Genomic DNA, 19,471 nt, shown 5'->3' with positions numbered 1-19,471 from the left:
AACAGGGCCAGTTCGGCGTGTGCTGTCGCACAAATGCAACAGTGCCCGGCACGGTCGCCAGGGCCCCGATCGGTGTCAGAGAAATTTTCCTGCGTTTTATGGAGGAATGGATGAAATTTTCGGCAAGCAGCTGGATCGTTGCCGCCTGTGTCATTGCCGCACCGGCCCATGTTTTCGCTGCAGAGCAGCGCGAGGATCGGCCGGAAATCTTCCGCAAGCTCGTCGACTGCCGCGCCGTCGCCGACAATGCACAGCGCCTCGCCTGCTATGACGCACAGGTCGCCGCACTGGACAGCGCCGAGGCCAAGAATGAGGTCGTCGTCGTCGACAAGGGGCAGATTCGCGAAGCCAAGCAGACGCTTTTCGGCCTCAGCCTGCCGACGCTGAGCATCTTCGACAGCAAGGACAAGGAAAAGGCCCAGGTCGAACAGGTCACCGAGATCGAGACCACGATCAAAAGCGCCGCGCCGATCAAGAATACGGTCGATCGCTGGGTGATCGTGCTCGAAGATGGTGCGCGCTGGATCCAGACCGAAAGCAAGCGCCTGTCGCGCAGCCCCAAGCCCGGCATGCCGATCAAGATTCGGCAGGCTTCGATGGGTGGCTATTTCGCCAATATCGGCGGCCAGGCGGCGATCCGCGTTCGCCGCGAAAACTGATTGGCCGGGCGCCGCCCTAAATCCGGCGGGCGGCGTCCACCAGCAGCACCGGCACCCCGTCGCGGATCGGGAAGGCGAGGCCGGCGGCCTCCGACACCAGCTCGCCCGCGGCGGCATCGTGACGCAGCGGACCCCGCGTCACCGGGCAGACGAGAATCGCGAGCAGCTCGGGATCGATGTCATGAACATCGCGCGACGGCCCGTCACCGATTGACCCGCCGCTCATTGAAACGTCGTCCGGTCGCCATCATCCTCGTCGCGCAGCCGGAAGAACTGCATGAACTGGATGATCAGGTCGGCCCGGTCCTCGATCGTCGGCGCCTCGAGCAGCGCCTGCTTGGCCACCGCATCGAACGGCGCGATCTGGGCGATGCCATTGACCAGCGCCTCGTCATCGAGCCGGCCGACGGCGTCCCAGTCGACGACATAGCCGCGCGCCGCTGCAAAGCGCTTCGATTCCTGCTCCAGCGCGGCGCGCATCATCAGCGCCAGCGGCTCGGCATCCACCTCGTCCTCCTCGAACCCGTCGAATCGCGCCTCGATCTGGCGGAACAGCGTCGGGCGATCGAGTTCGCCGACCATGCGGAAGCGGCTGATGCCTTCCAGCACAATGTTGAACCGCCCGTCGGGCAGCGCCTCGACATGCGCGATCCGGCCGACGCAGCCGACATCGTAGAGCGCCGGCGGCCGGCCGTCCGCGCGCTCATCCTCGCGCGGCTGGATCATCGCGATCCGCCGGTCGCGCGCCAGGGCGTCGGTCACCAGCGCGCGATAACGCGGCTCGAAGATATGGAGCGGCAGCAAAGCGCGCGGGAACAACAGCGCCCCGGCCAGCGGGAAGATCGACAGGCGGACGGCGGTCCGCTCGGTCATCATGTGAACAATATGGCGGAAAGCCGCCGCCGCTGCGCGCTGACCCACGGATCTTCCAGCCCGACCGCCTCGAACAGCTTGAGCAGCCGCTGCCGGGACGCCCCGTCATTCCACGCGCGATCGCGCGCGATGCTGTCGAGCAGCACGTCCGCCGCACCATCGCGATCGCCGGCCGCCATCAGCCCGCCGGCCAGTTCGTAAAGCGCCTCATGGTCGTCGGGATTGGCCGCCACCCGGGCCCGCAGCCCGCCGAGATCATCGACCGGGGATGCCTCTTTCGCCAGCGCCAGCGCCGCGCGAACCCGGACGATGCCGGCATCCTTGGCCTTGTCGTCGGGCACCGTCGCCAGCACCGCCTCGGCCTCCTCGCCCCGTCCGAGCGCGAGCAGCGCACGCGCCAGCCCCGCGATCACCGACACGTCCTCCGGCGCCATCTCGGCCACCTGGTTGAAAATCGAAAGCGCGCGCTCGGCATCGCCCGAATCGAGCACCTCCTCGCCCATCGCCACCAGCGGCGCGATATCCTCAGCCAGCTGCGCATCGGCGCCCTGCACCGGCAACTGCTTCAATATCTGGTCGAGCATGCCCTTGAGCTGGCTTTCGGTCCGCGCCGGCGTCAGGTCCGCCACCAGCTGGCCCTGGAACAGCGCATAGACGGTGGGGATGGATTGGACACGGAACTGCGCCGCGATCAGCTTGTTGGCGTCGACGTCGATCTTGACCAGCTTCACGCCGCGCCCGGCATAATCCTCGGCCACCTTGTCGAGCACCGGGCCCAGCGCCTTGCACGGGCCGCACCATTCGGCCCAGAAATCGAGGATGACGAGCGATGTCATCGACGGTTCGACAACGTCCCGCTTGAACGCCTCGATCGCCTCGCGCTCTGCACCACTCATACCCAAGGTCGCCACCGGCCGCTCCTGTCCCCGAAATCCTGATCCCCATATGTGGTGGAATAAGCGCCGCTGCCAACCCCCGCGGCGCCCATCGGCCGTCGATCGAACTTTTTGTGCGAAGGGGGGTTGCCGACCCGAAAACCCTCGGCTAATAGCGCGCCTCACCCCGCCGGGAACCACCCGGCAACGGCGCCAGAGCGGGCGTAGCTCAGGGGTAGAGCACAACCTTGCCAAGGTTGGGGTCGAGGGTTCGAATCCCTTCGCCCGCTCCAAATCTTTGGATTTCACCAAACATTTGAAAAACATGGACAAAAATCGGCGATTTTTGCCTGTGTAGGTACTGTGTAGAAAAATTTGCGGAATCGTCGCGCAGCCACACGCGAAAAATCTGCTTCTACCCTCCCCAATATCGCCCATCAAAGCATTCTCGTCTCTGGTTGATTCGAGCCTTCTCGTGGGCCATCTCTCGGTCAACTCGGCTATGGCGCGAAGCGCCTCTACAATCAGGTGAGCAGCGGCAGGATCGGACAATGCGGGCGAGGCGCAGACAAGACGAAGAACGCATGAAAGCGCGAGCGCGCCGCGTCATGGCCCTTTGGGCGCGTGGCCTCTCCGATGCGCCTGCGCATTCGCCGCGCGCGGTCGGGCGCAATGCCTCTACGCATTGCCGCCCGTGTTCCTGCTGGCTGTGCAGCGGCCACAAGGACGTGCCGCGCAAGCGGGAGCGCGGTTTCGAGGATTATCAGGGCTGAAAGCCCCTGCGGGCGCGGCCCCAAAGGCCGCGCCGTCCGCTCAGGGGTGGGTCGGGCGGGAAAAGGAATGGCCGCCGTCACCATGACGGCGGCTCCGCCAGATGCCGGAGGGTTGCCCCTCCGGCGTTGCCGTTTTAGGCGGCTTCCTTCACCTCGTGGGGCTGCGGCTGCAAGCTGTGGAGATAATCGGCGGCGCGCTGCGCATGGGCGGCGGCGCTGAAAATCGCGCGCTTGTTCTCTTTCAGCACCTTGAGCCAGTTTCCGATATAGGCGGCATGCTCGTCACGGGGTTCCGGCGACAGGCTGAGGTCGGCACAAAGGAACGCTGCGCCAAGCTCTGCGACAAGTTCCTCCATCGCATAACCTTCATCGCCCCAGCGCTTGCGGCCAAAGTCACGCTCCAATCGGTTCGCGCCCTTCGTCCAGTGGGTCATTTCATGGGCAAGGGTGGCGTAATAGGCTTCGGCCTCGCGGAAGGCTTCAAAGGGCGGCATTTGCACAAAGTCCTGCGCGGGGCTGAAAAACGCGCGGCTGCCGCCGTGGCGTATATCCGCACGGGTGGCGGCAAAGAAAGCCTCCGCATGCGCGATGCGCTGCACGGTGTCGGCGGGACGCTCGGCCAGCGCATAGAATTGCGCGGGCAGTCCTTCCACCTGCTCGACGTTAAAAACGGTATATCCCTTCATAAACGGAATATCGCGCTCGGACTTCTGCCCGTTCTCGTCGGTTTCAGTCTTGGTGATAGTGTTGGCGTAAACGACAAGGTTGCCTTTCTCGCCCTTGCGGACGTTGCCGCCTAGCTCCTGCGCCTGTTTGTAGGTCATCCAGATAGGCGCGTTATATCCGCGCTCACAGGCTGCGCCCCAGAGCATCAGGACGTTGATCCCACGGTAGGGCTGACCATTCGCGCGCAGCGGGCGGGTAATGCGCCCTGCGGCATGTTCGGCATTCCACGGCTGGAACCACGGACGGACGCCATTCTCCAATGCGGTCACAATGTGGGCGGTTACTCTCTCATAAACATCTTGTTTCATTGCCTTTTCTTCCTTGGCTGATGGGTTGCGCATGCAACCGACTAGCCACGCGGCAATGAGCGGGGATTCAGCCGTCCAGACCGGAAAACGGGGGGTGGCGCGGGCCGGAGCGCAGCGACTACACGGCCCCCGTTTTCCGCCCCTTGGGGCTTGGTCTTGACGGTGAAGGGCGGCACGCCCCCAAAGAAAGAAGGAATGCGGATGAAGGCCGCGCACTATCCGCGCGCGGGATTGTTACCGGATGGCTGAGACGCGGCTGCACAGCGGCTCGGTGCCGCAAGGCATAAAGCCCAATCCGGCGAAGGCGGACGCGCCCTCGACATCAACAAAAAGTAATAATACAATTTAGAAAAATAACTATTTTCAGGATAAGTCATGAATAAGGTAATCGTTTATCAAATTGAGAGCACCAAATCTCGTTTTGAAGCTCTTCACAATGAATTATTAGAATCTTTTTCGAATAAGGATGGAATTTCTCCTAAATATCTTTCAGATGTCAATTTTCTCTACTGGTCGTTTTGTGAGCAACTGGAAGATTTCTTATCATCAAATTCGAGAGAATGAATTCTTATGACCGCCGCGTAATGCAACGATGATGCGGCCTATGCGACGTGGCAAACAAGGGCGCTAAATTGGATGACATCTCATTCGAGTGGAGGCCGATCCGCGCGTGCTGGCTCGTCGAAGGCTGTTGAAATGCTGCGCGCCAGCAAGGCCGCCGCTTCCGCTTGCCGATGCGTACCTGTCTTGGCGAGGATGCGCTTGAGATGGCTGCGCACGGTGGAAAGCCCGATGCCCATATTTACGGCTATATCTTCAAGCGAGGCTCCGCGCCCAAGTGCTGCGGCAACGACACCTTCGGTGCGGGTTAAACCAAAGAGTTCGCGCAGTCGCGCCACGGCGATTGGTGCTTCGGGGTCACGGATAAATACCAGCACGGCAGGCCGCTGTTCGCCAAAGGCGGAAGCTGAGGGGCGCAGGGGCGCAACCTCTAGCGCCAGCGGCATGCGGTGCGGACGTGGAATGGAGAGCGCCGCACCGGGCTTGGCGATCCTGCCCCGCGCGGTATCCATCGCGCCCTGCAACAGAGACAACAGCTTGCCGTGCAGCGCAGGCGGGCGCAGCGCCAGCCTACCGCGAATAACGGCCAGTTCCACATTCTCGCGCAGCATCCGCTCCGCCATGCTGCTGGCCTGAATGACACGGCCCGCACCGTCCACCATCAGGACGCCGGTATCCAGCCGGTCGAGCGCCTGCAAGGCGGCGGCATGGGATTGTGATACCGCTGCGAAACGCTGCCCGAGACGCAGCGCCCGCTGCAAGTGCGGCAGCACCAACGCCGCCTGTCGTCGTTCGTAGGTAGTATAGGCTCCGGCATCTTGCGGCCTGTGAATGCCGAGAACGCCAATCGCGCCCTCGGCTGAGGGGAACACCGCCCCGAGCATGTGGTGAATATCCAGATGCCGGAGCCATTCCTGATAAAAGCCACTCCGCGCCTGTTCCTCGGGTGTCACCAACTCCTCATCCGTGATGATCCGCGACATGCCGTAGGCGACGCTGCGCTCCACCCATAAATCCTTGCGGTGCCAGTCATCCGCCCAGGCCTGCTCGCGCTCGGCCACCATGAGGTTGTCCGTACATTCCAGCAGGTTCACGCGCGCGCCTTCGCCGTGAAGTTTAAGAACGGTACTGGTCGAGCCGAGGGTTTCCGCGATGCGGTTCGCGGTGCCTGACCACAAGGCGTCATCTATGGCCGCATCGTAAAGATGGGCAATCAATCCCGAGACGCGGGACGATTCATAGAGTTCTTGTGACGCCATGGTCGTGTAACGCCCCCTCATTCATCCCATAGTTCCGGTTAACTTAGACCGCCTGCGAATAACCTTGCCTGAACAACACGGCGGGATAGCGCTCTGCCGTCCTGCCGTGCCTGATTTCTCCCCTGTTTAGGGGACGAATGGGCCTCCGCGCCACCTTAACCATAGCGGGAAGGATTTTCACGCGCGGAGATGTCATGAGCAAAACCCGTTCCCTTGTCGTGCCGTTGCTGCTCGCGGCGGGGCTTGCCGCCTGCGGCCAGAACGCCGCGACGGCGGAGAATGCCGCCGCTACGGAGAGCACGGTAGAGGCAGAGTCCGGCAACACGGCGGGCATAGCTGCCGCTGACGTCGATACTGCCGCAAACCAAGCCGCCGCGCCCGCGACACCAGAAGCCGTTCCGGCCAAGGCGCAAGCGGCTACCATCGCGGCGCTGCCGCTCAAGCGCGGTTACTACGTCGAGAGCGATACCCCGTGCGGCCAAGCTTCCAACGCCACCACGACGCTGCTGCGCCGCGAAGGCATCGGCGGCGCGCGGGATTTCTGCGAGTTCAAGAAAATCGAGCCAACAGGGCCGAACACCTACCGCGTGACGGAAGCCTGCGGGGACTTGCAGGACAGCGCCCCGCCGGAAACCAGCACCTCCATCTATACCCTCACGGGGGATACGGCCTTCACCTCGAAGAGCGAGCACGGCTGGGAGCGTAGCGCCCGATATTGCGCCCAGTCGAGCATGCCGCCCGACTGGCGCGCCAACGATATCAGCGATGTGACGGGCTGATACGCGGCAGCCAATGGGTGAACGGTCTCAAGGCCGAAGCCAAGCGCAAGGCGGATGCGCAGGCGCAAGCGCCGAAACTCTAGGACGCCGGGTGCGGGAATTTTGAGCCGTAAAGGGATTGATATGGGACTGACCACATTGAGCGGAGCCGTGAGCGGCATCCGTCATTCGACCGAAACGCGGGGCACGGTAGGCCGCAATGGCGGCTCCGTGAAAACCGGACAGGTCATCGCGTTTCGCGTGGGCGAGCGCTCCGCACAAATCAAGCTGGCCGATGTGCCGGATATCCGCGACGGGGATGAGGTAACGCTGGCCGGACGCGAGAAGAACGGCGTGTTCAAGGCGCTCGCCTTGCGCAACGACAAGACGCGCGCCGTCTACAGCATCCCGACGACGGTGGGCTATCTAATGGGCGCGACGCTCCTCGCGCTCGGGGTGATGACGTTGGTGTTCCTGATCGGCGTCGTGTTCATCGCGGGTGGCCTGTGGACGCTCTACGAGGCGTATAACTACACGCAAGCGGCGAACATGCTCAGAGCCTGAAGGGCGGCCCACCGCGCGCAGATGGAAAGCAAGCGTCTGTGCTCCGGCAAAACGAGCTTTGGAGTCTAGATAGAGTGGGCGCTGGCAATCTCCCTGCGGGTCCACCCCCATACGTCCTGTTCATCATGCACCCTGCCAGCGGCGTTGCCTGCTGGGCGCAAGCCCGTGCGGGCTCCTTCTCTCCGTTGCGGTCCTTCGGATGCACCCGGCAATCCCGCTGGCGTCATCGGGGGGCATGAAAGGCCGTAGTGGTTGCGGCCTCAAGCAATAGGGAGACAGCCCATGCGCCTCATCGTCGCTTCCGAACTCGACAACCTGCCGGAAACCGCTCTGCACTCCAAATTCTACCGCGTGCAGCAGGAACTCGCCTTCACCGAGCCCGCCACCACCGAGCGCACGAACGCGCTGGCGTCCCTCGAAAACATCAACCGCGCGATTATCACCCGTCGCATCAAAGGGCCGGGCTTCTAGCCCGGCCCGCAAGAGAAAACCGCCAGCGGGAAAACGCTGGCGGCTTTCTGGCGTTTGATGGCTAAGGCCCCATCGGCTTATTGAATCTCCCGCGCAGCGATGGCGGCTTGGGCGCTGATGGCGATGCGGCTGGTTGCTGCGCAGATTTCAGCGGTGGTGGAGGCAGGGGTTTCGGTGCAGGCGGCGGAGACGGCTGCGCCAGAAATTTCGACCTAAATCCCGTGCGCGCGAGAAGTGCGCGCAAGCCGCGTGCGCGGCGGTTTTTCACGCTGCGCTTCTTGGCCGGATTCATGAAACGCGAGAGCACGCGGCGCACCGTCGGCATGAACGTGGGCACAAGCTCGGGCGGGTCTTCAAACCCATCACTGTCCTTCGCAGTTGTACCTGCGCCCGCCTGTTCCGGCGATGGCGCGTCGTCGAGATGCAGGAAGCGCGATACGGCAACGGAGATTGCCGCGATGTCGGGAAACCAGTCGAACAGCCCTCCGGCGGCGGCTTCGCCCTGTTGTTCTGTGGCAACCTTTTTCTTCTTTTTCTTGCGGCCCGGTTCTGGTTGCAGGAAACGCGAGCCGCTTACTTTGCGGGTCTTGGCGGCGGTTCCGCCGCGCGCCCCTCCTGCCGTTGCCGTTCCGCCTCGCGGCGGTCTTCTTCGACCTGCGCGAGCAATCGCGCCGCGCGGGCTGAATCTTCGGCGTAGCGGATACGCTCGCGCGCAAACCCTGCCTGCTGGTCGCGCCGCTGCTGGTCGTGGCGCTCTTTCAATTCCTCGATATGTTCGGCCCGATCCTGCCGGATGAGTGCGCGAAGGTCGGCGCGCTCGATGGCCTGCCGCTCGCGCAGGTGTTTCCATGCGGTGTCGCGCTCAAGGCGTTTCTCCGCGCCGCGTCCCGGATTGAGGCGGTTTTGCAGGGCTTCGATATAACCCTCGATGCCGGACAATTTCCCATCACGGATGAAGCGTTCGCGCTGGGCCTGCTGCTGGCGTCTTAGCCCCTCTATCTTTTCCCGCGCTTCAAGGAAGAGCACATGCCGGAGTTGGCGCAGTTCTGCACTGTGCCATGTGGCGAGTTTGCCCGCCTCGGCCTGTTCGCGGGCGGCCAGCGCCTCAGCGACGGCGGGCGCGAGTTCCGGTGTTCCGGAATCCTGCTTCTGCGCGTCCGGTGTATCGCCCTGCGCCTCCGGCGCTGGCGCGAGATCTTCGACCGGCGGGCGCTGCATCTCGAATGCGGGCGGCTCGGTATCCTTCTGCCGGTCGCGCTGCTGGGCTTTGGCTTCGTTGGCGGCGGGGAGGCTATCGCACTCAACATCCGCCATGAAGGCCCGCGCCTCGGCGGCCTTCATTTTGAGTTCGCGGCTCAGGCTGTAAACGCTGCCCTCCGGCCCGACGAGCACGAAGTCCTTGCTGTCGCCCCGCGCCAGTACATAGCCCACTTCTTCCACGGCGGCCTTAAACGCCATGCCACTGTCACAGGATGATTTGAGCGCCGCGAGCTGCGCGCGGCGCTCTTGGGTGGAAAGGCCGCTGCGTTCAGCCTGTTGATGCTCCGCATGGCTGACATCCGCGCGCGGGAACTCCGGCTGCTTGGCGCGGTCGCGCTTGGCGTGTTTACCCGGCACATGCTCATGGCCGAACTCGCGTTCCAGCTTCAGGCTGGCGCGCTCATGGGCGAGATAGTTGTTGCTATCCGAGCGCATGGTCATGGTTTCGAGGTCGGTGCGGCACCAGACGATATGGATGTGCTGGCGGCCTTTCTTTTCATGCAGGACGACGGCGCGGGGCTGGCCGTCCAGTCCGAGTTCCTGTTCCAGCACCTCGACCGCACGCGCCCATTGCTGGGGCGTCATCTCATAGCGGGCGTCGGGGTCGATATTGACGTGATAGAGGCCCTTCTTGCCGCGCGTGCCCTCCGAGAGGGTCTGCCAGTCGCGGAAGGTCGCGGCGAGGTCATCGAGGCCGGAGTGTAGTTCCAGCACCTCCATGCGCTCGTTGGTGTCCGTGCGCTGAAGGTGGGCGGCAAGCTGGCGGGGTCCGGCGCGTGAGCCTCCTTTGATAATCATGCCGCTGCCTCACGGTTTGGGCGGCGGGATGAACTTGGACAATCCCGCAGGCGGGGCGGCCTCCGGCGCTGCCGGTGCCGGGATTGGAGCCGGTGCAGATGTCGAGGCCAGCGGCGGTGCCGCCGCTGGGGCGCTATCCGGTTCCTTGCCAAGCGCGCCATAGATGAGGGCGCGAAGGCGCGCGAAGTCGGCCAGCGCTTCGCGCAGGTCCGGCAAGACGGTTTCCGCCTCGCCGCCTGTATGCAGGTAGCGGGCAATCTGGTTCAGATTGCTGCCGGTCTTGCCAAGGTGGCCGAGAATTTGACGCAGCGCAGCACTGTCGGCAGGGATGCGACGCTGCGCGCGGGGACCGGCTTCGCCGATGAGCGCCGCACGGGCGAAGGCGGCGGCGGCCATACCCGCCCTGTCGGCGCGGGCGAGAAACGCCGACTTCTCGTCGGGCGTGACGCGGGCATAGATGGTGGCGGTGCGTTGCCGCCGTTCCGACTTGCGCCGCCCGGAAGGGCTGTGCTCTGAGCCGCTATCGCTCAAGCGCATCTCCTTTCTGCCGGACGTGTCCGGCTGCGGGGTCGAGGGGGTATCCCCCTCCGTCAGGGTGCAGGGGCATGAAAGCCGCCTGCGCGTCGTCCAGAGCGCGCAAGCTCTGGCCGTGGGTGCCGGGACGCGGAAGTCTCCGGCGAGTGGTCGAGGGGTGCGATAACCCCTTGTCTGGTTCCAAGGACGACGTGCCTTGGTGGGTGCCGAGGGCAAAGCCCCGGTCATGGGTCGCAGGGAGCACGAAGGCTCCCCGCACGGGTGCAGGGGTGTGAAACCCCTTGCTCGGGAGGGATGCAACGGGAGGGCGAAGCGCCTTCCTTGCCAAGCCAGCACCTTCAGGTGCGGGGTGTGGACGGTCAGTCCGCACATGGCTTGCACACTCTCCTAAGCCATAACTTAGGATAGCACGGGACGTGCTGGGGTGTGAGGTAGCCAGCGCATGCGGCAAGGCGGGATATCGCCGCCTGCATACAATCGTATGCGACTCGCTCAGCGCGGGATGAACCGCAGGATAGCACGAACGCGGGCTGTGCGGCGAACCTTTCATCGCGCGCGGCCCTCTTCGCCGCCGCCCGTGCCGAGCACCTCGCGGGCCTCGTTAAGCATCTGCGCAAAACGGGCGGAGCCGCCGGTGTCGGGATGCACCTTCTGCATCAGCCGCTTCCATGCGGCCCGCACCTCGGCGGCGGTTGCGCCTTCCGAGAGGCCGAGAAGGTCGAGCGCTTCCGCGCGCGTCATTTTGCCGTTGGGCTTTGCGGCGCGCTGACGCGCGCCGCCGGACTGGCGGCCATTCTGGCCGCCGTCCGATTTGCCGCTCCGCACGAAATACGGGTTGTCGTCATAGGCTAAGGGCGGCTCCCAATAGAGATGCGGATAGGCGCTGGCCAGCGACGCGAAGGCGTCGGGGAGCCGCCAGTAATCCACGGGCCGGACGTAGTGCGGACGGTCTGTGGGGTTCAGGACAATCGCCACGTCACGGCCCAAGGCCAGCACCTCGTCGGGCATGAGCAGCGGGCGGCCTGTTTCTCCGTAGTTGAGGTTTTCGCTATGCCCGCCGCCGCCGGGGCCGAAGTTCTGCCCCTCGCCATGGCCGACCGTCTGCACGGTCACTTTGCCCAAGGTTTCGGAGAGGTAGTTCGCGCTCTCAAGGTCGTTGACGTTGCAAAACCATTTGAAGGCGCAGTTCGAGAGTATGGTTCCTGCCGCCGCGCCATAGAGGTCTTTGAGCTGGTCGAGGCCCTGCACAATGAGGGTGAAGTCGATGCCGTAGCCCGACATGGTGGCGATATCGCGGGGCAAATCCTCGATGCGCCCCAGCGCCGGAAACTCGTCCATCAAGATCATGCAGCGGTGCGGCGGACGCCCGCCCAGCGGATAACGCTTGAAGGTGTGCATGGCCGCCGTGGTCATGAGCCGGAGCCATGTGCGCTGGGTGTCGATACGGTCGGGCGGGATGACCAGATAGACCGTCACTGCTTCCCGTATCAGGTCGGCCATGTCGAAGGATGATGTGGCGGTGGCGGCTTTGACCTGCGGGTCGGAGAGGAACTTGGTGGCCTCAGACAGGTTGGACATGATGCCCGAATAAGTTTCCTGCGCGAGGTCGAGGTACGGGCTGACCATCTCCCGTATCGCCCCGCCGAAGGCGCTGCTGGCCGCCATGGGCACCAGAAACCTGTCCGTAAAATCCTTGCGGCTCAGGCTTACAATCTCCCGCGCGCGGGCGAGCGTCTTTTGCTCGCCCGGCTGGTCGGTGATCCACAAGAGCACGGCGGTCAGGACGTTGGCCGCGCTGCCCTGCCAGTAGCGGTCTTTGTCGCCGGGAGGCGACGGACAGACCGCCCCCGCGAGCGCCTGCGCCACCGCGACGGCGTTGGGGTCGTCGCGCACCAGCACGTCCAGCGGATTGAAGGTCGCGGGGGCAAGGCCACGCTCTTTAAAGGTCTCCGCCAGTTCGCCCCACGGGTTGATGACGTGGACGGCGCTATTGAGGGTGCTGCGCCGGATGCGCGCCGTGATGACGGCGTTCTCGCCCTTGGGGTCGATGACGATGGCCGAGCCGCCGTAGCGTAGGAGCGTTGGCACGATGACGCGGGTGCCCTTGCCCGTGCGGGTGCGCGCGACAATCAGCGTATGGTGTTCGGGCGTCGAGAGCACGGGCGCGCCCGACTGCTGCTCGATGGGGATAGCTGAAAGCTCCGGCGCGCTGCTCTTCCCGAAAAACACGCCCCGGAAGCCGTCATATTCATCGGCAAGGCTGCTCCGCACCTCGGCATAGCGGGCGGAGCCGTAATTGTCGGACAGGGCGGGTTTTGGCTTCGGTTTGCGCCGTTTGTCCTTCACGAGCCAAATCAGGCCGACCACGCCCACGAGCAAAGTCAGCGGGCCGAACAGGCTGGCGAACAGCCTGCCGAGAAGGTCCATGCCCTCGCGGAACAGGCCCACGGCCATATCCTTGGCAATCCCTGCAAGCTCGGTGACGTAGTTCCAAGGGGTCGGCTCTTTGGGCGGGGCGTATTGCGCCCTGAGCGCCGCCATGCGCGCGCGGGCGATGCTGTCGGTGGCGCTGCTCAGCATCAAGTCTTGGCCTGTGCCGATGCCCTGCCATTTCCGGCGCAGGGCGGTTTCCGCTGATTGCAGTTCAGCGGCGCGGCTGCGCCATGCCGCCGCGTCAATCTCGCCTGCCTTGCGGCGATACTCGCCCTCCGCAAGCTCCACGCGGATATCGGCCAGCAAGGCCGCATCGCGATCAAAGACGCGCTGCTGCGCGGGCGGTAGCACCAGCCCGCGCGGCTCGCCGCCCTGCCGGAATATCGGGTTATCCTTCTGCCAGCTTGGCACGTTCTCTTGTGCAGCGGCTGGCATTGGCACGGCGGCAAGCGCCAGCGATAAGGCGACGGCCCGCATGGGCTTCGTCGCCGCGCGCATCAGAACGGCCCTCCGTCAGCGGGCGGCGTCCCGTTCGCCGCGTCGTCGGTTGGCACCGCCAGTTCCGGCGCGCCTTCGGCGGAGCAGACGGCGTTCCACAGTTCCGCATAGTGTGGATGGCTGGTCGGGTTGGTTACGATGGTATGCAGCAGATTTTCGAGGTGATTGCTGACAATCTGCGTCAGCAAGCGCGACGGCGGCGCGGGATTCCGCCCGACTCGGGCCGAATCGAGTTTCTCGATGTGCGCGAGAAGCGCGAGCAATCCCGGTTGCACCTCGACCGTCACGGATACGGCGTCGCCCGCGTCATTCATCGCGGCGGAAAGCACGGCTTCCAAGCTGCATACATCCGTATGCGCGGCGAAGAGGGATTTGAGGTGGGCGAGCTTCGGGTGCGACGGCGCATCGGGCGTATTGCCTACGCCTTGTTCCCAAGCGCTTAGCGCTTCATCTACGGTTGGTGAGCTCGGCTTGTCCTCCGGCATGTGGCCCCCGTTAGTAAACATACGCCTGTATGTTTGTGCGGAGCGGCAACCCGTCCCGGTAAATCTTTGCAATGTCCTGCCTCGTGGACAGGACGTTGCAGATGTACTTGCGCACAAACGTCTTTACCCTTCACAATCTAAAGAGACAGGGGGCGCGTCAAGCTTACCATACAGAGGCGCGCATGCGCAGATGCCCGAGCGGCACTGCGCCCGCGAAGCGCCCCGGATTGGGGGAGATGTGAAATGGCTGTCCTGCGGCACTGAATTCATCGTTGCGGACGTGATCCGTTGGCGCGAGCCGGTCTGGAAACCGCAGCCGCGCCATTCCAAGAAAAGGCCAGTCATCACCGGCCATCGCGTCATTACAGGGCAAATCGTCAAGATTGACCGGGGCGGCTGGGTGCATATCGAGGTGACGGCCTGCACAGTCGAGCCAGCGCCCCAATGGCTGCGCCCGCTCTATCCGCTCAAGCGCGGCGAAGCGATACGCCGCCAGCGCGGGAAAATCGGCCAAGGCAAGATAGACCGCATGGCATGGAGCGACGAAACCGCCCGCGCCGCCATTGTCGGTTCGCGCTTCGTGAAGGTGTGAAGCCGCGAGGGCACGGCTATGAACGTGCCGTTGTGCCGGAAGCCGGACACGGCTCACGCTTCAAAGGTTATGTAAAGCGTGTCTTTACAGGCAACGATCCGTCCGATAGGCTGAAAGTCGATTCAAGGGGCAATTCAACCGGATACCGCACATGCCAAATCAGGCCGATGTTCGGCTAAAGGAACCCGCCCATCCGGGCGGCTTCGTGAAGCATGAAGTGCTGAAACCGCACGGCCTGTCCGTGACAGATGCAGCCGAAGTGCTCGGCGTTACACGGCCTGCGCTATCTGCCCTGCTTAACGAGCGGGCGCATCTGTCTTCGGAAATGGCGCTTCGGATCGAGAAGGCGTTTGGTGTCTCCATGGAGACGCTGATGCGAATGCAGAACAGCTACGACATCGCCCAAGCGCGCAAGCGGGCGGGAGACATCAAGGTCGAGCGATATTCAGGACTGAACACGAAGGGGCGGGCATGACGGGGCTTAGTTTCAAGGGCAAAGAGTTTGTTAGAGCGGATCGCTGATGAAACTTCTGCGTAACACCGGAAATGAGCGGGTTATTGATCGGCTGCGAGAATGGCTTCAGCCGGATTCCGCGGTTGATCTTATGTCGCCGGAGTTCTCGCTCTACGCATTTGCCGAAACCCACGATCATTTGAAGAAGGCCGGACGCTGCCGCCTTCTGCTCGGCTCAGACGCAGCCCTTGCTGAAACCCTTTACGGCGGATCAGGTGACATTGCCGCGCGCGGCAAACTCCAAGGGCGTTGGCTGGCCAAACAAGCCGGTGAATGGCTGAACAAGCACGCCGAGGTTCGGCACGTGCCGACAGCTCCACCTCAATCCATGATCGTCGTTTCTAGCAACGACGACCGCCACGTCCTGACCGGCACATGCCCGTTCACGACCGAAGGTCTGGGCATCACGCCCGGCGACCAGCTTGGCCTTGTTCAGTTGTCCGATACGGACGCGGAAGCTGCGGCGTATGCTGATTGGTTTCAAGTGAGTTGGAACGCCCTTAAGCCGACAGGAAGCCAGCTTGCTGCCCGTCTCGACGATGCAGCAAACCAGCGCCCGCCTTCGCTCCTGTATTTTAAGGTGCTCTACGAGCTTTTCCGCGACATCGGCGAGGAGCTTGACGAGGAGCGGATTATCAAATCCGCCACCGGTATTCGGAACACCACCGTCTGGAACAAACTTTTCAAGTTCCAGCGAGACGGCGTGGTCGGCGCTATCGACAAGCTAGAGCGCATCGGCGGCTGCATCATCGCCGACAGTGTCGGCCTTGGCAAAACCTTCGAGGCCCTTGCTGTCATCAAATACTACGAGCTGCGCAACGACCGCGTCCTTGTCCTCTGCCCCAAGCGTCTGCGCGATAACTGGACGCTCTACAAGGCCAACGACCGTCGCAATATCCTCGCGTCAGACCGCTTCAACTACGACGTGCTCAATCACACCGACCTGTCTCGCGAGGGCGGCATGTCGGGTGACATCGACCTTAGCCACGTCAACTGGGGCAATTATGACCTTGTCGTGATCGACGAGTCCCATAACTTCCGCAACAAGGCGACCCATAAGGATCGCGATACCCGTTACGACCATTTGATGAAGCGCATCATCAAAGCGGGCGTCAAAACCAAGGTGCTCATGTTGTCGGCCACGCCCGTCAACAATCGCCTTGCCGACCTCAAGAACCAGATCGCCTTTATGACCGAAGGCAATGACCTCGCACTCGCGGGCCACGGCATCCAGAGCATCGAGGCGACCATCCGCAAGGCGCAGACGCAGTTCAACCGCTGGCTGGACCTGCCCGAAACCGACCGCCGCCCGACGCGGCTGATGGACATGCTCGGCTTCGATTATTTCAAGCTGCTCGACCTGCTGACCATCGCGCGTTCCCGCAAGCACGTCCAACGCTATTACGGCACCGAGGAAACCGGCCAGTTCCCAGAACGCTTACGGCCAGTCAACATCAAGGCCGATGTGGACCTTGCCGGAGAATTCCGGCCTATCCGCGAGATCAACAACGAAATCAGGCGGCTCACGCTCGCTGCCTATGCGCCGCTGCGCTACGTTCTTCCGCACAAGCAGTCCGTCTATGACGAGAAATACAGCACCAAGATCAGGGGCGGCGAAAGCTTTTTCCGGCAGGTGGACCGCGAGGAAAGCCTCATCCACCTGCTTCGCGTCAATATTCTTAAGCGTATGGAAAGCTCCGTCGCGTCCTTCGCACTGACCATCAAGCGCCAGCTTGCGGACGTGAACGCGCTGTTGGCAAAGCTCGACGCCCACGATGAGAGCGTGGACGAGGTTTCCATCGACGATATTGATATAGACGATCCCGCCTTCGAGGCTCTGCTGATCGGGCGCAAGGTCAAGGTCTTGCTGCATGACGTGGACCGTGTTCGCTGGCGGCAGGATTTAATCGAGGACCGCAACCGGCTCGCCACGTTGCTATCTGCCGCGCAGGCTGTCACGCCGGAGCGCGACGCTAAGCTGGCCGCCTTGCGTGAGGTGATCGCCGGCAAGGTCGCCACGCCGATCAACGGCGAGAACCGCAAAATCCTGTTGTTCACGGCCTTCGCGGACACGGCGGACTATCTCTACGCACAGCTTGCGAGCTGGGCAAAGAACGAGCTTGGCCTCGAAACCGCTGTCGTCAGCGGCACGGGAGCGAACAAGACGACCCTGCGCGGGCTGCGTGGTGACATGAGTTCAATCCTCTCCGCTTTTTCTCCGCGCTCGAAAGAACGACCGGAGGAAATGAGCGCCGAAGGCCAGATCGACCTGCTCATTGCCACCGATTGCATCTCCGAAGGCCAGAACCTTCAGGACTGCGATTTCCTTACCAATTACGATATTCACTGGAACCCTGTGCGGATCATCCAGCGGTTCGGGCGTATCGACCGTATCGGCTCGACTAACACCCGCATCCAGTTGGTCAATTTCTGGCCCAACATGGAGCTGGACGAGTATCTAGACCTCGAATCCCGCGTCAGCGGGCGCATGGTGCTGCTCGACGTGTCCGCGACTGGCGAGGAAAACGTCATCGAGTTTCAGGCCGGAAACCAGATGAACGACCTCGAATATCGCCGCGCCCAACTGCAAAAATTGCAGGACGCTGTGATCGACCTTGAAGACTTATCGAGCGGCGTCTCCATCGCCGACCTCACGCTCAACGATTTCCGCATCGACCTTGCCGGATATATGCGCGAGCACCGGGAGCGGCTGGAAAGCCTGCCGCCCGGCACCTACGCCGTGGTGCCCGCACCCGACGCATCCGCGCCCGAAAACGATCTGCCTTCCGGTGCCATTTTCTGCCTGCGGGCTGTCGGTGAGGCGGCGGAGAGCGCCGCCGAACCCGGCTATCCGCTGTGTCCCAACTTCGTTGTCCATGTAAGCGACGATGGCGAAGTGCTGTTGCCTTACACGCAGGCCAAGCAGGTGCTCGACCGGCTCAAGAAGGCTGCCATCGGGCGCGACCTACCCGATGCTGAAGCCTGCACGCGCTTTGACAAAGCTACCAGATACGGGCGCGATATGGAGGATTATCAAGTGCTTCTGGCGCGTGCTGTCGCCTCCATCGCTGGCAAGAGCGAGGAGCGCGCCGTCGCCAGCCTCTTCAGTCCCGGCGGTACCCACGCCCTGAAAGGCGAGTTCGCCGGTATCAACGATTTCGAAGTTGTCGCCTTCCTTGTCATCCTGCCGGAAAGCGGGGCCGCATGACGGCGGGCGCAGGTTTTCTTACCATCGTTAACGCGCTGGGGCTTCCGCCCGGCGCGCGCGTCGATGCACGTGTGCCCAAGAAGCTGTTGGTCGAACAAGGTGCGCCGACCGCCGCCGACAAACGCGCCATTCAGGACGGCATCGACGAACTGCAATGGTTTGCCGCGTGCAAGCCCGCCACCATCGGCGTGCCGAGCTTCGCCGACGATACCCGCGAATATCTTGAGATCGCCGTTATTGGCTGTGCTTTCCGTCCCGGTGCCAAGGCTGCGCGGCTAATCGAGCTGATCCACCGCGCCATTCCCTATCCGGTGCTGCTTATCACCGCCGACGAGAACGGCCTTGCCGTGTCGGCGGCGCACAAGCGCCATGCGCAAAATGAAGCTGGCCGCACGGTGATCGAGAATGTCATCGCAGCCAGCGGCCTCCGCGCTGACGCGGTAGATACCGTGCAGGTCGCGTTTCTGAAAAGCCTTGGGCTAGCGCAGCAGCCACGCGCCGACCTGTACGCCCTTTATGCGGGATGGATCGCCCGGATTGAGGCCGTAAACGCCGCCCGCCTGACGGGTGCGTTCGCCGCGACCGACGATCAGGAAGCCATCGACCGCCGCCGCGCCGCGCTCAACGCCCATGTGCGGCTCTCCAAAGAAATCGAAGGTCTGCGCGCCAAGGCCAAGCGCGAGAAGCAGCTTAGCCGCCGCGTGGACCTGAACCTAGAAATCCAACGGCGCGAGGCCGACCTCGCTGCCTATGCAAACCAACTGTGACTCTAAGGGGGAATCCATCTCACATGTCTGAAATCAAGAAACTCGTTTTGGATGACCCCGCCACCAAGAGCGCCGACATTGTGGCCGAAAACGTCGATGCCCTGAAAGCCCTGTTCCCCGATGCTTTTAAGGAGGGGAAGATCGACTTCGACGTGCTCCGGCAACTGCTAGGCGGAGCCGTGGACGAGAAGGACGAAAAATACGGCCTCAACTGGCACGGCAAGCGTAAGGCTCGGCAGATAGCCCTCACGCCGTCCACCGGCACGCTGTTGCCGTGCCCTGAGGAAAGCGTCGATTGGGATACAACGCAGAACCTGATGATCGAGGGCGACAACCTTGAGGTGCTGAAACTCTTGCAGAAGAGCTATGCGGGCAAGGTCAAGCTCATCTACATTGATCCTCCGTACAATACTGGCAACGATTTCGTTTATCCAGACGACTTTAAGGACAGCCTCAGAAACTAGGCCACGTGGACAAAGGGTAGCCACAGCAATGCTGATGCGAGGCTGACGAAGCCGAGATAGGAGCTTTTGCTTTTGTCGTAGCGGGTGGCGA

The 19,471-nt window shown here is 63.0% G+C and carries 19 protein-coding genes and 1 tRNA gene; 11 read left to right on the top strand and 9 right to left on the bottom strand.

Annotation, left to right across the window (positions count from 1 at the left end; all coding sequences use genetic code 11):
• Nucleotides 1-110: 110 nt before the first annotated feature.
• Entirely contained in the window at nt 111-659 is a 549-nt protein-coding gene (locus tag CHB74_RS16465; RefSeq protein ID WP_089220724.1) for a hypothetical protein, read from the top strand.
• Nucleotides 660-675: 16 nt separating this feature from the next.
• Here CHB74_RS16465 and CHB74_RS16460 read toward each other — a convergent pair whose 3' ends face one another.
• The 3 genes from CHB74_RS16460 to CHB74_RS16450 are packed head-to-tail and all read right to left on the bottom strand — an operon-like array spanning nt 676 to nt 2,428.
• The gene (locus tag CHB74_RS16460; RefSeq protein ID WP_089220693.1) at nt 676-885 is read right to left on the bottom strand and encodes a Trm112 family protein; all 210 of its coding nucleotides are present in this window, start codon (nt 883-885) and stop codon (nt 676-678) included.
• The gene (locus tag CHB74_RS16455) at nt 882-1,532 is read right to left on the bottom strand and encodes an LON peptidase substrate-binding domain-containing protein (protein ID WP_089220723.1); all 651 of its coding nucleotides are present in this window, start codon (nt 1,530-1,532) and stop codon (nt 882-884) included. The genes CHB74_RS16460 and CHB74_RS16455 overlap by 4 nt, the downstream gene beginning before the upstream one ends.
• Entirely contained in the window at nt 1,532-2,428 is an 897-nt protein-coding gene (locus CHB74_RS16450; protein WP_089220692.1) for a tetratricopeptide repeat protein, read from the bottom strand. The genes CHB74_RS16455 and CHB74_RS16450 overlap by 1 nt, the downstream gene beginning before the upstream one ends.
• Nucleotides 2,429-2,625: 197 nt before the next feature.
• Between CHB74_RS16450 and CHB74_RS16445 the strand changes: the two genes are divergently transcribed.
• A tRNA-Gly gene (locus tag CHB74_RS16445) sits at nt 2,626-2,700 on the top strand.
• A gap of 614 nt (nt 2,701-3,314) precedes the next feature.
• On the opposite strand, the gene CHB74_RS16435 is transcribed toward CHB74_RS16445, so the two are convergent.
• The gene (locus CHB74_RS16435; protein ID WP_245842983.1) at nt 3,315-4,247 is read right to left on the bottom strand and encodes an ArdC family protein; all 933 of its coding nucleotides are present in this window, start codon (nt 4,245-4,247) and stop codon (nt 3,315-3,317) included.
• A gap of 342 nt (nt 4,248-4,589) precedes the next feature.
• Between CHB74_RS16435 and CHB74_RS21700 the strand changes: the two genes are divergently transcribed.
• Nucleotides 4,590-4,778, top strand: a complete 189-nt coding sequence (locus CHB74_RS21700) for a hypothetical protein (protein ID WP_144033829.1) — start codon at nt 4,590-4,592, stop codon at nt 4,776-4,778.
• A gap of 80 nt (nt 4,779-4,858) precedes the next feature.
• Here CHB74_RS21700 and CHB74_RS16430 read toward each other — a convergent pair whose 3' ends face one another.
• On the bottom strand, nt 4,859-6,034 hold the full coding sequence (locus CHB74_RS16430; RefSeq protein ID WP_089220721.1) for a helix-turn-helix transcriptional regulator: 1,176 nt from the start codon (nt 6,032-6,034) through the stop codon (nt 4,859-4,861).
• A gap of 194 nt (nt 6,035-6,228) precedes the next feature.
• Here CHB74_RS16430 and CHB74_RS16425 point away from each other — a divergent pair, with 194 nt between their 5' ends.
• From CHB74_RS16425 to CHB74_RS16415, 3 genes are all read left to right on the top strand, one after another.
• Nucleotides 6,229-6,813 (top strand): hypothetical protein, encoded by a 585-nt coding sequence (locus CHB74_RS16425; protein WP_144033828.1) that lies wholly within the window; start codon nt 6,229-6,231, stop codon nt 6,811-6,813.
• A 150-nt stretch (nt 6,814-6,963) separates the two neighbouring features.
• Nucleotides 6,964-7,356 carry a hypothetical protein gene (locus CHB74_RS16420; RefSeq protein ID WP_245842982.1) on the top strand — a complete coding sequence of 131 codons (393 nt, stop codon included), beginning with the start codon at nt 6,964-6,966 and terminating at the stop codon, nt 7,354-7,356.
• A 282-nt stretch (nt 7,357-7,638) separates the two neighbouring features.
• Nucleotides 7,639-7,827, top strand: a complete 189-nt coding sequence (locus CHB74_RS16415) for a hypothetical protein (RefSeq protein ID WP_089220688.1) — start codon at nt 7,639-7,641, stop codon at nt 7,825-7,827.
• Nucleotides 7,828-8,400: 573 nt separating this feature from the next.
• Here the strand turns inward: CHB74_RS16415 and CHB74_RS16410 are convergent.
• The 4 genes from CHB74_RS16410 to CHB74_RS16395 form a co-directional block, all read right to left on the bottom strand.
• Nucleotides 8,401-9,807 (bottom strand): relaxase/mobilization nuclease domain-containing protein, encoded by a 1,407-nt coding sequence (locus CHB74_RS16410; RefSeq protein ID WP_245842981.1) that lies wholly within the window; start codon nt 9,805-9,807, stop codon nt 8,401-8,403.
• A gap of 87 nt (nt 9,808-9,894) precedes the next feature.
• Nucleotides 9,895-10,422: a plasmid mobilization protein gene (locus CHB74_RS16405; protein WP_089220686.1), complete on the bottom strand. Its 528-nt coding sequence runs from the start codon at nt 10,420-10,422 to the stop codon at nt 9,895-9,897.
• A gap of 543 nt (nt 10,423-10,965) precedes the next feature.
• A complete protein-coding gene (locus CHB74_RS16400; protein ID WP_245842980.1) occupies nt 10,966-13,350 on the bottom strand; it encodes a type IV secretory system conjugative DNA transfer family protein in 2,385 nt (794 codons plus the stop codon).
• Entirely contained in the window at nt 13,350-13,835 is a 486-nt protein-coding gene (locus tag CHB74_RS16395; RefSeq protein ID WP_089220685.1) for a hypothetical protein, read from the bottom strand. The genes CHB74_RS16400 and CHB74_RS16395 overlap by 1 nt, the downstream gene beginning before the upstream one ends.
• 190 nt (nt 13,836-14,025) lie before the next feature.
• On the opposite strand from CHB74_RS16395, the gene CHB74_RS16390 reads away from it, so the two are divergent.
• The 5 genes from CHB74_RS16390 to CHB74_RS16370 all read left to right on the top strand — a co-directional run bounded on the left by CHB74_RS16390 (nt 14,026) and on the right by CHB74_RS16370 (nt 19,380).
• Complete coding sequence (locus CHB74_RS16390; RefSeq protein WP_245842979.1) at nt 14,026-14,427, top strand: hypothetical protein; 402 nt, start codon at nt 14,026-14,028, stop codon at nt 14,425-14,427.
• A gap of 151 nt (nt 14,428-14,578) precedes the next feature.
• Nucleotides 14,579-14,902, top strand: a complete 324-nt coding sequence (locus CHB74_RS16385) for a HigA family addiction module antitoxin (RefSeq protein ID WP_089220683.1) — start codon at nt 14,579-14,581, stop codon at nt 14,900-14,902.
• Between the two features lie 46 nt (nt 14,903-14,948).
• On the top strand, nt 14,949-18,149 hold the full coding sequence (locus CHB74_RS16380) for a helicase-related protein (RefSeq protein ID WP_089220682.1): 3,201 nt from the start codon (nt 14,949-14,951) through the stop codon (nt 18,147-18,149).
• Nucleotides 18,146-18,916: a DUF4391 domain-containing protein gene (locus tag CHB74_RS16375; protein ID WP_089220681.1), complete on the top strand. Its 771-nt coding sequence runs from the start codon at nt 18,146-18,148 to the stop codon at nt 18,914-18,916. The genes CHB74_RS16380 and CHB74_RS16375 overlap by 4 nt, the downstream gene beginning before the upstream one ends.
• 23 nt (nt 18,917-18,939) lie before the next feature.
• Complete coding sequence (locus CHB74_RS16370; protein ID WP_245842978.1) at nt 18,940-19,380, top strand: hypothetical protein; 441 nt, start codon at nt 18,940-18,942, stop codon at nt 19,378-19,380.
• Nucleotides 19,381-19,471 lie beyond the last annotated feature (91 nt).

The organism is Edaphosphingomonas laterariae (genome assembly GCF_900188165.1).
Lineage (GTDB): Bacteria > Pseudomonadota > Alphaproteobacteria > Sphingomonadales > Sphingomonadaceae > Sphingomonas_E > Sphingomonas_E laterariae.
This window is presented reverse-complemented; position numbering and strand designations above follow the sequence as displayed.